We start from the raw sequence: 14,286 nt of genomic DNA, 5'->3' as shown, positions 1-14,286 counted from the left end.
GATAGAAGGAGAGATAACGATGAAATGGGCTACACGGGTAACTGAATTGTTACAAATAAAGTATCCTATTATTCAAGGGGGACTTGCCTATTTAGCCTATGCAGATCTTGCGGCTGCGGTTTCAAATGCAGGAGGATTAGGCCAAATTACTGCTATGAGTCTCCCGGATGCAGATGCCTTACGCTCGGAAATTGAGCGTGCGCGCACCCTGACGAGCCAACCCTTTGGTGTCAATTTTGCTATTGGCAACCATAATTTAAATTATAGGGATCGGGTCCAGGTTGCTATTGATGAGCAGGTCCACGCTGTGACGATCACTGGTGGAGATCCTTCAGCGATACTAGAGATGATGAAACCCACGGCTATTAAAACACTGGTACTCGTTTCCTCACGAAGACAAGCACAAAAAGCGGAACAGCTAGGCGCATCTGCGGTGATTGTTGTCGGGCAGGAAGGCGGCGGGCACTTAGGGCGTGATGATGTTGGAACCCTGGTGCTTGTCCCGCAAGTGGTTGATGCTGTTCAAATTCCCGTCGTTGCCTCAGGTGGAATTGGGGATGGCCGGGGCTGGATGGCTGCCTATGCCCTTGGTGCTGAAGGTATTGAAATGGGGACACGCTTTATCGCCACTCAGGAATGTGTGGACGCCTCCGCCTCTTACAAAAAAGCCTTGATTGAGAGTTCGGAGGCGGATACAACAGTGATCAAACGTTCCATCCATTCACCGGCCAGGGTACTGCGAAGTGCCTACACGGAGAAAATTCTCGAAATCGAGCGCGTAACCCCTACCTATGAAGCATTAAAAGAATATATTAGCGGTGAAGCCAACAAACGCTGGATTTATGAGGATTGTGAAGAAGAGGGGTTCGGTTGGGCAGGTCAAGTGACCGGCATGATCCATGATATCCCAACCGTCGCCGAATTGATCAATAGAATGGTCCAAGAGGCGGAGAAGGTTCGCGGAAAATGGGGAAGCTAGCGTCCACGGAAAGTCCGGCGCAAGTCCTCGGTCCATTTGTCCGGGATTTCCCAGGGGATAAAATGTCCACCTTCTGCATGGGCTGTGATATTGACATGGTTATACCAGGGAGCGCGATCGCTGTCCAGGAAGTTCTGTACGCGGTTTTCGGTTGTGATCCCTGGCGGATTTTCGTAGCCCACGAAGCTAATACCGGTGGGTGCCTCAATGACAGGCCAGCGATCATGAGCGGGTGTCCACGGATAGCGGTTGGCGTTGGCGTAGACGCGTATTGAGGTTTCGATGGCGTTGTTAACCCAGTAGATTGTTGCGTGTGTAAGGATGTCGTCCTTGGAAAAAACATTCTCGACGTTGCCTTTATTATCACTCCATCTTGCCCAGCGCTCCAAGATCCATGCGAGCATGCCTGCGGGCGAATCGCTTAGTCCAAAGGCGAGGGTGGCGGGATCAAGAACATGTACGGCGAGATGTGAGGCGAAACGGCGATCCAGATTTAGAATCCCCTTCCGGATGTCTTCAGGGATATTGCCGGGTATAGGGCGGCCTCCTGCGAAATCCCAAGCGCGCTCCCCGTTGAAGAAATTAAGTTTCAGCGCTGACCCAATGTGTATCGCATAGAGCTCATCCGGATATTTATGTCCCAGTTGACCTGTCACGAGAGCGCCTACATCGCATCCTCCTGCAGCGTATTTAGTATAGCCGAGGATCTCTGTCATGAGTGTATGCCAGAGATCGGCAATTTTCCAAAAGTTCATATCCGGGTTGTCCGGCAGTGGCGTCGAAAATCCGAAACCGGGAAGTGAGGGGACGATTACGTCAAAGGCTTCGGCTGGATCGCCTCCGAAGGCGCCAGGATCCGCAAGCTGATCAATAACCTTGGACCAGTGCCAGAATGTCCAGGGCCAGCCATGGGACAGAATTAAGGGTGTAGGGTTTGGTCCTACGCCTGGTTTACGCATAAAATGCACAGAAACTCCCTCAATGTCTACTTTATAATGTTCATAGACGTTGATCGCTTTCTCGGCTTTGCGCCAGTCAAACTCGTGAATCCAGTAATCAACGAGTCCCTCAAGATAGTTCCGGTTTACCCCGTAAAACCAGTCATCATTACCGGCGTCTAAAGGCCATCTCGTAGACTTCAGACGAGTTTGAAGATCAGCAAGCAATTCATCCGAAACGTAGATCGGTGTCGGTTCAAGCGAAAATGGAGCCTTTGTCATTAAAGTTCCTCCCTGTACGTATGAAATATTATTCCCCGAAGGTGAGTGCTAATCGTTCCCCAGTTCGGCCAGATGCTGCAAAGCGGGTATTGCGGATGCAATGGCCTGTTGTTCCTCCAGGCTGAGTCCTTGGATGAACTTTGAGAGCTGTGCCATGCGGTCCAAGCGACGCGAATCGATCACATTTGCGCCAAGTCCGGTTATGTGCACTTGAACGACCCGGCCATCATTCGGATCCGGGCGGCGCTCAACGAGTCCGTCCCGTTCAAGCCGGGTTACGAGCTGTGTAATCGCGGACTGTGTAACCTGCTCAGTGGCTGTCAGCTCAGTCAGCCGTATGGGGCTTTTGCGCGACAAGGTGTGCAGGACAGATAATGTTGTGAAGCTTAGTTTTTCAATGGACGGCATCCGAATCAGTATCCTCGTCAAATTTTCGAGCACCAGGGTTAAATCGGCGACATTAAGGTCAGTAAGATGGTTTTTAGGTTTCATGATGAAATTATATCACTAATTAATATAAGTTACTAATGTAAATATGAATGAATTAGCTTCCTAATATCCACTATTGAGGTGAAGATCCATGAAGCAGCCAGAGATAAGAAAAGCCGCCGTCAAAGATGGCATAACCGTATCAAAGATTATTACTGAATCATTTAAAAGACGAACCGAATTACTTCAGGTATCAGAAACAGAATATCCCAATTATGTTGCGTTCGAAACGGAAACGATGGCAATAACCAGAATTAACAATTCAACGGTTAAGATTTTATTTGTGAATAATGAACCAATAGGGACCATAGGCACCCGGCAGGAAGGAGAGATTGGAATGATTGATAGACTGGCTATCCTCCCATCCTACAGAGGTGAAGATTACGGAAGGTTATTATTAGAGCATTCAGAAAATGAATTATTTAACAACGATTGTACAGAAATACATATTTCCTTAGTTGCCAGCTATCAAAATTTAAGGAGGTTTTATGTTGAACACGGGTATACCTGCATAAGTTCAACAACTCTATCAGGCTTGCCTTGTGACGTGCTTTCATTATGTAAATATAATAGATGAGTTGAGCTGAGAATGGACCACGGTGCATCACCGGGAAGAGAAGAAGGCCGATACAGGTTGACGCGACGTCAAAGTCAAGGGCGGAACCGGGATTTGGCTTGTTAAAAAGCTGTTCAACTTGTATTCTTTTGAATGCCTCTTACGCCATTCGCCCGGTTCTATGGTTGTATAGCATAACGGTTCCAATGGAAACCAGAACAACTGCAGCATTGGCGGCAATCGTTCCCGCCCAAGTCATAGTCATCGTGCCCAAGAGCGGAGACGCCGCATTGAACAGCGTGTGGAAGAATACGCTCATAAACACCCAGCCTTTGCCGGATATCCGATAGAGGGCCCCGTGGAAAAAGCGAAACGCAAAGAGTTGCACGGTAAACATCCAGAAATTAGTCAGTCCCTCTCCGTGATTCGTCCCCGGAATGAAAAAAAGCGGGATATGCCATAAAGCCCAAATGAATCCAAAGGCAAGAGAAGAGATCAGATAGCCATATTTTTTGTCGAGCCCCGGTTGCAGGATGTACATCCAGCCCGCTTCCTCCAAGCCACCGATAATGAGATTACCCGGCAGGGAAAAGAAGATCATATAGAAGGGGAGCGCCAATTCCGTCTGGCCTGTAACGGCAAGATGAATCAAAAAATACAGGGCAAGCCCTGCAACAACGAACAGATAGAGAGAAATGTTGTTTTTGACGTAAAAAACTGTCTTCAACCATTCCTTAAAACCGGTTATTTTCTTGTTTCTCTTCAGAACAATATAACAAGCAATAGGGGGAGACAAAATATAAAGGGCAAACGGAATATTCATTGCAAATTGCGGCAATGTGTTCACCCAATTGTGAACCCGATAACCGAACGGCCCAAGAGCAATCAAAATGCCTGACACTAGATAGGCTATGCTAAAGGTCAGTAGGGTAAATTGGACTAAGATTTTTTTGTCTGTCAAAATATCTTCACCTCAGGTTTAGTATACATTAAATTTTCCGGCGATTGCCGATTTTTCGGGTAATTCAAGCGGAGAGAACCGTTTTTCCCTCCAACTATAAGCTGCACATAAAGTGGAAAGATTCAAATCTTCCGATAACGAATACCAGTTTCCTGAGTTTTTTTGGGCTCTTAATTTAGAACTTTTCACTGTCCAGAATCTTAATTGTGGTCTATATAGTTGCGATATACCACAGCATATGATATTTTTGTATGAAAATAACAGGACTTTGTACACGCTCTAAAGTTCACCTTGTAATGTTAATATCTACAAGAGGTTAAGATTGTTTTTAACTATTGTTTAAATTAGGGATAGGCCAGCAAACGACCACCCTGGAAATGAAGTTAGGCTGTTTCTCTAACATTATTAAGAAAGCGCTTACACATCTTGTGAAAGGAGAAAAATGAATGCGGGAAAAAATCATAATCATTGATGATGATACTGAAACTCGCAAAATATTGGTTCAATCCTTACTAGAGCATGGATATGAAGCTGTTGGATATCCTCACAGCGGACAAGCATTGGTAAGCTTCATTCATTCTCACGATCCTGATTTAATTATTATTGACCTGTCAATGCCAGGATCGGGCGGCTTGAACTTATGCACGGAATTGCGCAAATTCAGCGATAAACCAGTCCTTTTTACAAGTCATCATACCGAAGATTATCTCAGAATTGAAGCCTTGAACCGGGGGGCAGATGAATTTATTGCCAAACCCTCCAGCTTTGAAGTATTGCTCGCCCGAATCAGAGCACACCTCCGCAGGTATAAACGGGCTTTCCCTGTTAATCAACGTCATTTAATTGTTTATCCAGGCCTGCAGATCGATCCTACTACCCACACAGTAATGGTCTATGGCAAGGAAGTCTCTTTATCCTCTAAAGAATTCCGACTCCTTGTTGTTCTGGCAAAGAACCCGAATCGCGTATTCCACACCGAAACCTTATATGATCTTATTTGGAAAGACATTAAGCATGGGGACATACGAACCGTCATGGTTCATATTTATAACTTGCGGCAAAAAATTGAAAAAAACCCGAGTGAACCGCTATATATCCATACTGTTAGAGGTGCCGGCTATAAATTTAACGGATCGGTTTCACTATTGATGGAATCCATGGATGCGTAGTATTAAAACACCGCTTATCGAATAATCTAAGACTTTGCTAAAAAAACTTATTTCATTACTTTAACTAGACTTTAACATACGTTGGTAAGATGGACTTGGATGCAAACGATTGCAGTCCGCGAAAAACCAGCTTTTAAGCAGTATATCGCTTGCTGGTTTACGGATTACGTACTCGTTTCATACCAAAGGGTACAGGAGGAGAAAAAAGCTAATGGTGAAAAAGAGTTGCAAAGTTTTACTAAGCATGATGCTGCTCTGCTCAATGCTGTGGAGCGTTGCAGTATTGCCAGCGGGCCAAGCAACAGCGGCCACAGTGACCCCGACAGCACCGTCCACAGCAGCGTCTGCAACAATCAGCAGCGCGCCGGTTAATAACACGATGATGCAGTTTTTCGAATGGAATACACCTAAGGATGGTGGACATTGGAACCATCTTGCTGCCGAAGCAGCTAATCTGAGCGATGTGGGGATCACGGCAATCTGGATACCGCCTGCTTATAAAGGCCATGTGGGAACCGACGATGTTGGTTATGGCGTTTACGATTTCTACGATCTGGGTGAATTCAACCAGAAAGGAACCGTACGTACCAAATATGGTACAAAAGCTGAACTGAAATCGGCGATCAACTCGCTTCACAACAACAATGTTCAAGTCTACGGCGATATCGTTGTCAACCATATGATGGGCGGCGATCAAAGCGAGAACATTAAAGTGACACAAGTACAGGGCAACAACCGCAACCAGACGATTGGCGAGTTCAATACAAACGTTTGGACAAAATACAATTTTGATGGCCGCAATAATGCCTATTCCAATTTCAAATGGAATTGGACGCACTTTGACGGTTCAGGTGACTACGATAAAATTTACCGCTATCCAGGCAAAGCATGGGACTGGGAAGTTAGTACCGAGAACGGTAACTATGACTACCTGATGGGTACCGACATTGACTTTGACAACACTGCAGTTGCAGATGAAATAAAAAAATGGGGCGTATGGTATGTCAATGAAATGGGTCTGGACGGTTACAGGCTAGATGCTGTTAAACATATCAAATACGGCTTCATGGAGGAATTTGTAGAAAATGCCCGTGCCAAAACAGGCAAAGAGTTGTTCACTGTCGGTGAATTTATCGGTGGTACAGCTGAATTGAACTCCTACCTGGGCAAAGTGAATCAAAGTATGTCCTTATTTGATTTCCCGCTCCGCAACAACTTTGCGACAGCTTCCAGTTCCAACGGAGGTTATAGCATGCGCAACCTGGCCAGCGGAACATTGACGGGAACAAATTCGGATAAATCCGTTACTTTCATTGAGAATCATGATACGCAGCCTGACCGTTCAGATGCTCATGGCGCACAGGTTCTTGATTGGTTTAAACCGCTCGCTTATGCGTACACTCTGACACGACAGGAAGGTTATCCTTCAGTATTCTATGGTGACTACTATGGAACCAGAAGCAGCAACACTGCAGGTCCTGGAACTGGAAAAATCAAATCGCTGAAGAGCAAGCTTGATCCGCTTCTGAAAGCACGCAAGGATTACGCTTACGGTAAACAAAACGACTATCTTGATAGCGATGACATGATCGGCTGGACTCGTGAAGGTTTGGCTTCCAAACCAAACTCCGGATTGGCAACGGTCATGACAGACCGTGCCGGCGGATCGAAAACGATGTATGTGGGAACAAGCCACGCTGGTGAACAATGGAAAGATATCACAGGCAACTTCTCTGATAAGGTAACTATCGGCCCCAACGGTAATGGTACATTCAAGGTTAAAGACGGTTCTGTATCGGTATGGGTACCAGATGTGGCAACTCCAACCGATCAAGCCCCTACAGTACCAACAAATGTACAAGGAACAGCAGTAGGCACTACATCTGTAAATCTGAGTTGGACAGCATCTACTGACGACAAGGGAGTAGCTAAATACGAGGTTTATCGTGACAGCGCTCTCATCGGTGAATCCACCAGCACTACTTACAACGATTCAACAGTAGCAGCCAACAAGACCTACTCCTATACAGTCAAGGCTGTAGATACAATCGGACAGAAATCAGGCTTCAGCGTTGAGGCTACTGTTACCGTCGGCGGCGGAGGAACGCAAGATCAGCTTCCAACTGCGCCAACGAATGTGAAGGGAACAGCAATAGGCACAACATCTGTCAACCTGACATGGAGTCCTTCCACGGATGACAAGGGTGTTGTGAAATATGAGATTTACCGTGACGGTACGCTAAAAGGCGAAGCCACGGGAACAGCATATTCAGACAACACTATAGCGAATGACAAAACCTACTCCTATACAGTCAGAGCTGTAGATACGATTGGGCAGAAATCAGCATACAGTGTCCCTGCTGTCGTGAAAATCGGCAACGGTGGACAGCAGCAAGAAGTAAACCCATTCAGTTGGGACAATGCAAACGTTTACTTCGTCATGACAGACCGTTTCAATAACGGTAATACTAGCAATGACGGCGCTTATGGCAGACCTAAGACTGATGCATGGGGCTCGAATGTGGGTACATTCCACGGTGGAGATATTAAAGGTTTGACCAAGAAACTGGAGGAAGGCTACTTCACAGATCTGGGTACAAATGCGATTTGGATTACAGCTCCTTGGGAACAAATGCACGGCTGGGTAGGCGGTAAAGATGGTGACTTTGCTCACTATGGCTACCATGGCTACTATGGACTTGACTTTACTGAAATGGACAAGAGCATGGGTACCATTGACGAAATGCGCGAGTTCGTTGACCTCGCTCACACCAAGGGAATTCGCGTTGTCCTGGACGTGGTTATAAACCATGTCGCTTATCCGACACTTGTGGATATGGCGGAATACGGATACGGTGACCGCGGCGGACTCGCCAGCAGCTGGATTCCGGACAAAGGCCAAGGCCAGAACTGGCACACGCACAATAACATTATGAATACGAATAATTCCAGTGCATGGGCTTCCTGGTGGGGAAGTAGCTGGATTCGTGCCAACAATATTGCAGGTTACGATCAATGCGGTGGCAACGATCAGACGCTGTGTGTAGGGTTCCTGCCTGATATCAAGACCGAATCCACTAGTGGCACCGGTCTGCCACCGGTAATGAAGACGAAGTTCAACAAAGAAACAAGCGGTTACGACAACTGGATCGTTCCGGCTGCCAAGCAGTACCGCAAAGATTTGAACGCCGCTCCTAAGGATTACATGATTAAATGGCTGTCCTCATGGGTCGAAGAGTTCGGAATTGATGGTTTCCGTATCGATACTGCGAAGCATGTTCAAGCCGATAGATGGAAAGAACTCAAAACAAGCGCAAGCAGTTCCCTTGCGAAATGGAGGCAGAACAACCCAACGAAACCGGGAGCAGATTGGACAGATAACTTCTGGATGACCGGGGAAGTGTGGGGTCATGGCCTCGGAAGAACCGGCACTTATTTCGATAACGGGTTTGATTCCTTAATCAACTTCTCCTTCCAAAGCGCAAATATGAGCGACCTGGAAGGGCTATTCTCCCGGTATGCAAGTGAATTAAACGGAGATCTGCCTAACTACAATATGCTCAGCTACCTTTCTTCCCACGATAAAGGGTTGTACAACCGTGGAAACCTGATTCAAGCAGGTACCGCGCTGCTCCTTCTTCCGGGCGGAGTGCAAACATTCTATGGAGATGAGACGGCAAGACCGTTCGGGGCTACCGGCTCTGACCCGGATCAGGGTTCGCGTTCATCCATGAACTGGAGCGGCATTAACCAAGGAGTTCTATCACACTGGCAGAAGATTGGGCAATTTAGAAACAATCACATTGCAGTAGGTGCAGGAACTCATAAGAAAATTGCAGACAGTCCTTATACGTTCTCACGCACCTATGAGAAGGATGATGTTCTGGATAAAGTAGTCGTGGCTACAGGAGCTTCCGGAACTGTGGATGTGAATGTATCCGGCATCTTCCCGGATGGCACTAAGGTACGCGATACTTACACGCAGAACGAAGTAGTTGTAAGCGGAGGTAAGGCCAAATTTACCGCTGGAACCAATGGTGTTATTCTGATTGAAAATGTTGGCGTAAACAAAAAGTTCCCGGTTCTGACGGCTTCACCAGCAGGCGGTAAATTCAAAACCGAAACTACCTCTGTAACGCTTTCGATCAAGAATGCAGACAGTGGCAAGTACACGCTGGATGGCAGTGATCCGGTTAACGGAACTGCATTTACCAATGGAACAACAATCACAATTGGCGCAGATATGGCCATTAATGACACGAAAACACTGAAGATGTACGCCACGAATGAAAATGGCGAAGGTACGGCGTCGCACGATTTTACTAAGGGTGATCCTAACGCCAAGCTGGAAGTTTACCTCAAGAAACCGGCTGGATGGGGAACACCTTCCATTTACTTCTACGACACAGCACCTAAGGACAATGACCCAACCTGGGCTACAGCTCCAGCTATGATAAGCGCTGGCGGAGACTGGTATGTCTACAGCTTCGACAAAGCTGAACAAGCTACAATTATCTTTAAAGACAGCACAGGCAAACAAGTGCCTGCTCAGAACCAAGCTGGATTCACCAGAACAGCAACAGGCTGGTATGACGGAAACGCTTGGTCTGATACAGATCCACGTGTCGTGACTAAACCGACGGCACCGTCGAACCTGGTTAGTTCTGTAAAGACAGACAAGACAGTAACATTGACTTGGAATGCGTCCACTGACAGCTCCGGAATTGCCGGATACGACGTATACCGCAACAATGTAAAGGTTGGATCGGCTACAGCAGTAACTTATAAGGACACAGGCTTGACTGCAGAAACAACGTATACCTATAAAGTTATTGCCAGAAGCCAATCCGGCGGAACCTCCGATCCAAGTAACGAGCTCAGCGTTAAGACTAACCCGCCTGAACAAGGCACAGACAACACCGTTACGGTTTACTACAAAAAGGGATACGCAACTCCCTACATTCACTACCGCGCTGAAGGTGGCAACTGGACAGCCAGTCCTGGTGTGAAGATGGAGGATTCTGTAATTCCGGGATATGCTGTGCACACGATTGACCTGGGAACCTCATCGGCAACACGAGCAGAGGTAGCATTCAACAATGGCAGCGGTCAATGGGACAGCAACAATCAAAAGAACTATTTCTTCAATATAGGCGACAATACCTATGACACAGGTAAAGTGACCGCTGGTAAACCGGAAGGTCCAAAGCCAGGAAATAAGGTTACCGTCTACTACAAAGAGGGCTGGACAAATGTAAACATTCATTATCGCGCCGAGGGTGGTACCTGGACATCCGTTCCAGGTGTGAAGATGGAGAATGATTCGTTGAACCCCGGCTACAAAAAAATAACTGTTGATATTGGAACCGCTAGCCGTCTGGAAGCTTGTTTCAATAACGGAAGCAATGTTTGGGACACCAACAATCAGAAGAACTACTTCTTCAACGCAGGCGACAATATTTACATTCCTGGCAACAATAATGCTGCAGGACAAGTGAAGCTTGGGGAGAAACCGGTGGGAGTAGATACGATTGCTCCTTCAGTTCCAGCTAACCTGGCTGGCAATCTCAGCAGTGGAACTCCTAAGACGATCACCTTGACTTGGGGTGCCTCTACTGACAATGTTGGCGTAGCAGATTATCAAATTACCCGTAAGGCTGGTACAAGCACGGAGACATTTACGGTGAATGCAACAACTTTTATCGACAGCACGGTAACGGAAGGTACGACTTACAAGTACCAAGTCCGTGCTCGAGATGCTGCAAATAATTTCTCCGCTGCCAGCAACGAAGTAACCGTTGAAACTTCAGCCGGAACCGATACAGAGGCGCCAAGCGTTCCAGCCAGTCTTATATCGACCGGTAAGACAACTTCAACGGTGAGTCTGTCCTGGGCAGCTTCAACAGATAATGTGGCTGTAGCAGGTTACGACATCTATCGTGGTACAGTAAAAGCAGGAACATCAACAACACCTGCATTCACGGACACCGGTTTGGCTGAAGAAACATCGTATACCTACACCATAAAAGCTTTCGATGCTGCAAATAACTTCTCAGCAGCAATTTGCTAAAGGCAAAGGTTATACATCCCTGTGGGGCGTGAAAGATGCTGATGATGTTAATGATCCAAGCAAGCTTGTAAACCTCATGGCACTTGGCCACGATCCAAATCGTGACACGCTCTATGAAGCGAAAATTCCTCTCAGCGCACTCGGGAATCCGGATATTGAAAATGCAGGTATCGGCGTAATGCTGCACCAAGGCGAGTACTCGCCAATGGACACCCTTCCAAATGATTCAGGGACTTCGAACACGCCAGGGGTTTCGGATTCCAACTCTCCTAAAGAGTGGGGCGACATCGATTTATTGACTGCACCATTCGCACGTATCGGCAGATAATAGCGGAAGGCTATTATTGAATTACAAATTCCCCGCAACAACACAAAGAGGTCGGCCAGTTTTCTGGCTGACCTCTTTTCAATGAACCACCGTCAATGAACAACAAAAACATATAGCATTCTTTTGCACATTGATATTTCCATCCGTATAAGTTTCAGTAATGGAAAATCATTGGAATTCTAATAATATGTGAATCATAATGATTTGTTATCATGAAACAAACGATGAATAACAATGAAATAAACAAAGTTATTTTAGTATATATTTCACTAAAAGCATTACTATATTCTGAGTTCATGTCGATAATAAGGTCAATATAGGCGGAAATTTATAATATTTTGCTGAATTAAGGTGAAAACACTTCACAAATCTTAATATCTATGATTAAATGATTATGAAACGATAGTAAATATTTATGAAACGTATTTCACTATGATTGCATCACGGTGATAAGCGTTCATAGCTTTTATAATACGGAAAGGGGGTGAATACAACTATTGCATCTGTATGTCATTCGACATGGACAGTCGACAATGAATATCGGGAAAGGGGGAGGTGCGGATTGTGAGCTGTCCGCTATAGGTTATTGGCAAGCCGAACAAATCCCATCCTTCTTCCGGAACATTAAAGTTAGGGTCATTTATTGTAGTCCACTTCGAAGAGCGATTTTATCAGCATTGCCTCTTGCGCGGTTCTGTAATTTGCCGGTAATTCTTGTTCCTGAAATGTCAGAGATGTTCCTGGAGCCTTGGACGTATTATCGGGATTACGAGTGGCAGAGTTGCGCTCAAATTGAAAGCGGTTACCAAAATGTGCGATTCATACATACACATGATGAAAGCAAGCGATGGTGGCCGGTATGGCCGGAAGTACCGAGCTCAGTTAGAGTAAGAGTTCAGTCCTTCTACGATGCTCATATTGCTCCGGAACTCGGGACGGATGAACATATTGTCGTATTTGGGCACGGGCAGTCCACAGCGGACTTGAAACAAATCGCTAACCCTGGCGACCTCATCCCTGTCTACAATGCGGGAATTGTACAGTTCGTTATGAATGCTGCTGGTAAATGCGAGTCTGCCGTAGTCCATACAGAGCATCTTGGGGTTCATGTGTCTGATTAAAACTGCAACAACAAACACAATAGATTGAAAGGGGTTTCACACAATGGAATTCAAAAAGGCAACATTACTGTTGACAGCACTTATTACAGCTTTTTCTGTTAGTGCATGTTCATCTAATAAAGACAATACGCCGACGTCAAGCGCAAGTCCTGCTGCTGCAAACAATACTCAAGGAGCTGCAGAAAACGTAGGGGAAGAGGGGCTTGCTCCTGAAGCCGGCGCGAAGTTAGTAGTCTGGGAAGCTAAAGATGAGAAACCTTTCCTTGATGCGATTGCAAAAGAGTTTACAGCTAAATACAATATCCCGGTTGAATTCCAGGAAGTACCGTCAACGGAGCAACGTAAAAAATTGAAAACTGACGGCCCTGCAGGACTGGGCGCTGACGTTCTGGTTATGCCTCATAATACGCTTGGTGATGCAGTCGCTTCCGGGATCGTCCTTCCTAACGATTTCTACTCAGAAGATACAGTGGCTAATTATCCTGAAAAATTAGTTGATGCCGTATCACTGGACGGTATGATCTATGGTTACCCTCGTAACGTAGAAACGTACCTATTGTACTACAATAAGAGCCTCGTGAAAGAGGAAGATCTCGCATCATGGGACAACATTATCAAATTTGCCAAGGGCTATAATGACGTAGCGAATAACAAGTTCGGCTTTATGTGGCAAGTGACCGATTTCTACTATAACTATTCATGGATTGCCGGAAGCGGCGGGTATGTTTTTGGTGCTAACGGCACAGATCCAACCGATATTGGTTTGAACAATGATGGAGCTGTTGAAGGTATGAAGTTTTTCCAAAGCCTGCGTGAGGCGCTGCCGATTAAAGGTGTAGATGCTACCGCAGACGTAAAAACGAACCTGTTCCAAACCGGTAAGCTGCCAATCAATATGGATGGCGTTTCCCAATTGAGCAACTTTACAACTGAAAAACTTGGATTTGAAGTAGGAGCTGTTCCGCTTCCTCCTATGCCAAATGGTAAAGCACCGATCAGCTTCTCAGGCGTTAAAGCTTATTATGTAAGCTCTTTCAGCCAATACCCTAACGCTGCGAAACTCTTCATTCATTTTGCCACTACTGAAGCTGCTGCGAAGAAAAACTTTGAATTGACGGGTCTCATTCCTTCACGCAACGGTATGGATTCGGACCCGGCTGTTGCAAACAATGAAGTTGCAAAAGCCTTCACCGAACAAATTAAAAACTCCCAGCCAATGCCGAACATTTTGCCTGCAACTCAAATTTGGGGACCATCGACTGCTTCACTGGAATTAATTTGGGATGGTGCAGATGTGAAGGAGACTTTAGACAAGTCTGTTGCTGATATTAAGACCGGTATCGAACAACAAGGAAAGAAATAGATTTCGAAGCAGAATACAAAATTGGCAATT

10 protein-coding genes and 1 pseudogene are annotated in these 14,286 nt (G+C 46.0%); 8 read left to right on the top strand and 3 right to left on the bottom strand.

Features of this window, described 5'->3' with window-relative positions; translation table 11 throughout:
- Positions 1–19: 19 nt before the first annotated feature.
- On the top strand, positions 20–979 hold the full coding sequence (locus tag NYE29_RS27745; RefSeq protein WP_340898353.1) for an NAD(P)H-dependent flavin oxidoreductase: 960 nt from the start codon (positions 20–22) through the stop codon (positions 977–979).
- On the opposite strand, the gene NYE29_RS27740 is transcribed toward NYE29_RS27745, so the two are convergent.
- Both NYE29_RS27740 and NYE29_RS27735 read right to left on the bottom strand, forming a co-directional pair.
- Positions 976–2,199, bottom strand: coding sequence for an epoxide hydrolase family protein (locus NYE29_RS27740; protein WP_340898352.1), 1,224 nt, complete (start codon positions 2,197–2,199; stop codon positions 976–978). The two genes, NYE29_RS27745 and NYE29_RS27740, sit on opposite strands and share 4 nt — an antisense overlap.
- A 48-nt stretch (positions 2,200–2,247) precedes the next feature.
- Complete coding sequence (locus tag NYE29_RS27735; protein WP_340898351.1) at positions 2,248–2,607, bottom strand: MarR family winged helix-turn-helix transcriptional regulator; 360 nt, start codon at positions 2,605–2,607, stop codon at positions 2,248–2,250.
- 172 nt (positions 2,608–2,779) lie between these two features.
- On the opposite strand from NYE29_RS27735, the gene NYE29_RS27730 reads away from it, so the two are divergent.
- Positions 2,780–3,265: a GNAT family N-acetyltransferase gene (locus NYE29_RS27730; protein WP_340898350.1), complete on the top strand. Its 486-nt coding sequence runs from the start codon at positions 2,780–2,782 to the stop codon at positions 3,263–3,265.
- A gap of 139 nt (positions 3,266–3,404) precedes the next feature.
- Here the strand turns inward: NYE29_RS27730 and NYE29_RS27725 are convergent, their stop codons facing one another.
- Positions 3,405–4,205 (bottom strand): CPBP family intramembrane glutamic endopeptidase, encoded by an 801-nt coding sequence (locus NYE29_RS27725; protein ID WP_340898349.1) that lies wholly within the window; start codon positions 4,203–4,205, stop codon positions 3,405–3,407.
- Between the two features lie 446 nt (positions 4,206–4,651).
- Here NYE29_RS27725 and NYE29_RS27720 point away from each other — a divergent pair, with 446 nt between their 5' ends.
- The 6 genes and pseudogenes from NYE29_RS27720 (at position 4,652) to NYE29_RS27700 (ending at position 14,256) form a co-directional block, all read left to right on the top strand.
- A complete protein-coding gene (locus NYE29_RS27720; RefSeq protein WP_340898348.1) occupies positions 4,652–5,374 on the top strand; it encodes a response regulator transcription factor in 723 nt (240 codons plus the stop codon).
- Positions 5,375–5,618: 244 nt separating this feature from the next.
- Positions 5,619–7,187 (top strand): annotated as a pseudogene (locus NYE29_RS34665) (alpha-amylase); the annotation flags it as partial.
- Positions 7,188–11,444, top strand: coding sequence for a carbohydrate binding domain-containing protein (locus NYE29_RS27715; protein ID WP_445322222.1), 4,257 nt, complete (start codon positions 7,188–7,190; stop codon positions 11,442–11,444).
- Positions 11,410–11,772 (top strand): hypothetical protein, encoded by a 363-nt coding sequence (locus NYE29_RS27710; RefSeq protein ID WP_340898346.1) that lies wholly within the window; start codon positions 11,410–11,412, stop codon positions 11,770–11,772. Before NYE29_RS27715 ends, NYE29_RS27710 begins: the two co-directional genes overlap by 35 nt.
- Positions 11,773–12,305: 533 nt before the next feature.
- Positions 12,306–12,893, top strand: coding sequence for a histidine phosphatase family protein (locus tag NYE29_RS27705; protein WP_340898345.1), 588 nt, complete (start codon positions 12,306–12,308; stop codon positions 12,891–12,893).
- Between the two features lie 43 nt (positions 12,894–12,936).
- Complete coding sequence (locus NYE29_RS27700) at positions 12,937–14,256, top strand: sugar ABC transporter substrate-binding protein (protein WP_340898344.1); 1,320 nt, start codon at positions 12,937–12,939, stop codon at positions 14,254–14,256.
- The last annotated feature ends 30 nt before the right edge of the window (positions 14,257–14,286 follow it).

The sequence above is a fragment of the Paenibacillus sp. FSL M7-1046 genome (assembly GCF_038007405.1).
Taxonomy (GTDB): domain Bacteria; phylum Bacillota; class Bacilli; order Paenibacillales; family Paenibacillaceae; genus Paenibacillus_AQ.
This window is presented reverse-complemented; position numbering and strand designations above follow the sequence as displayed.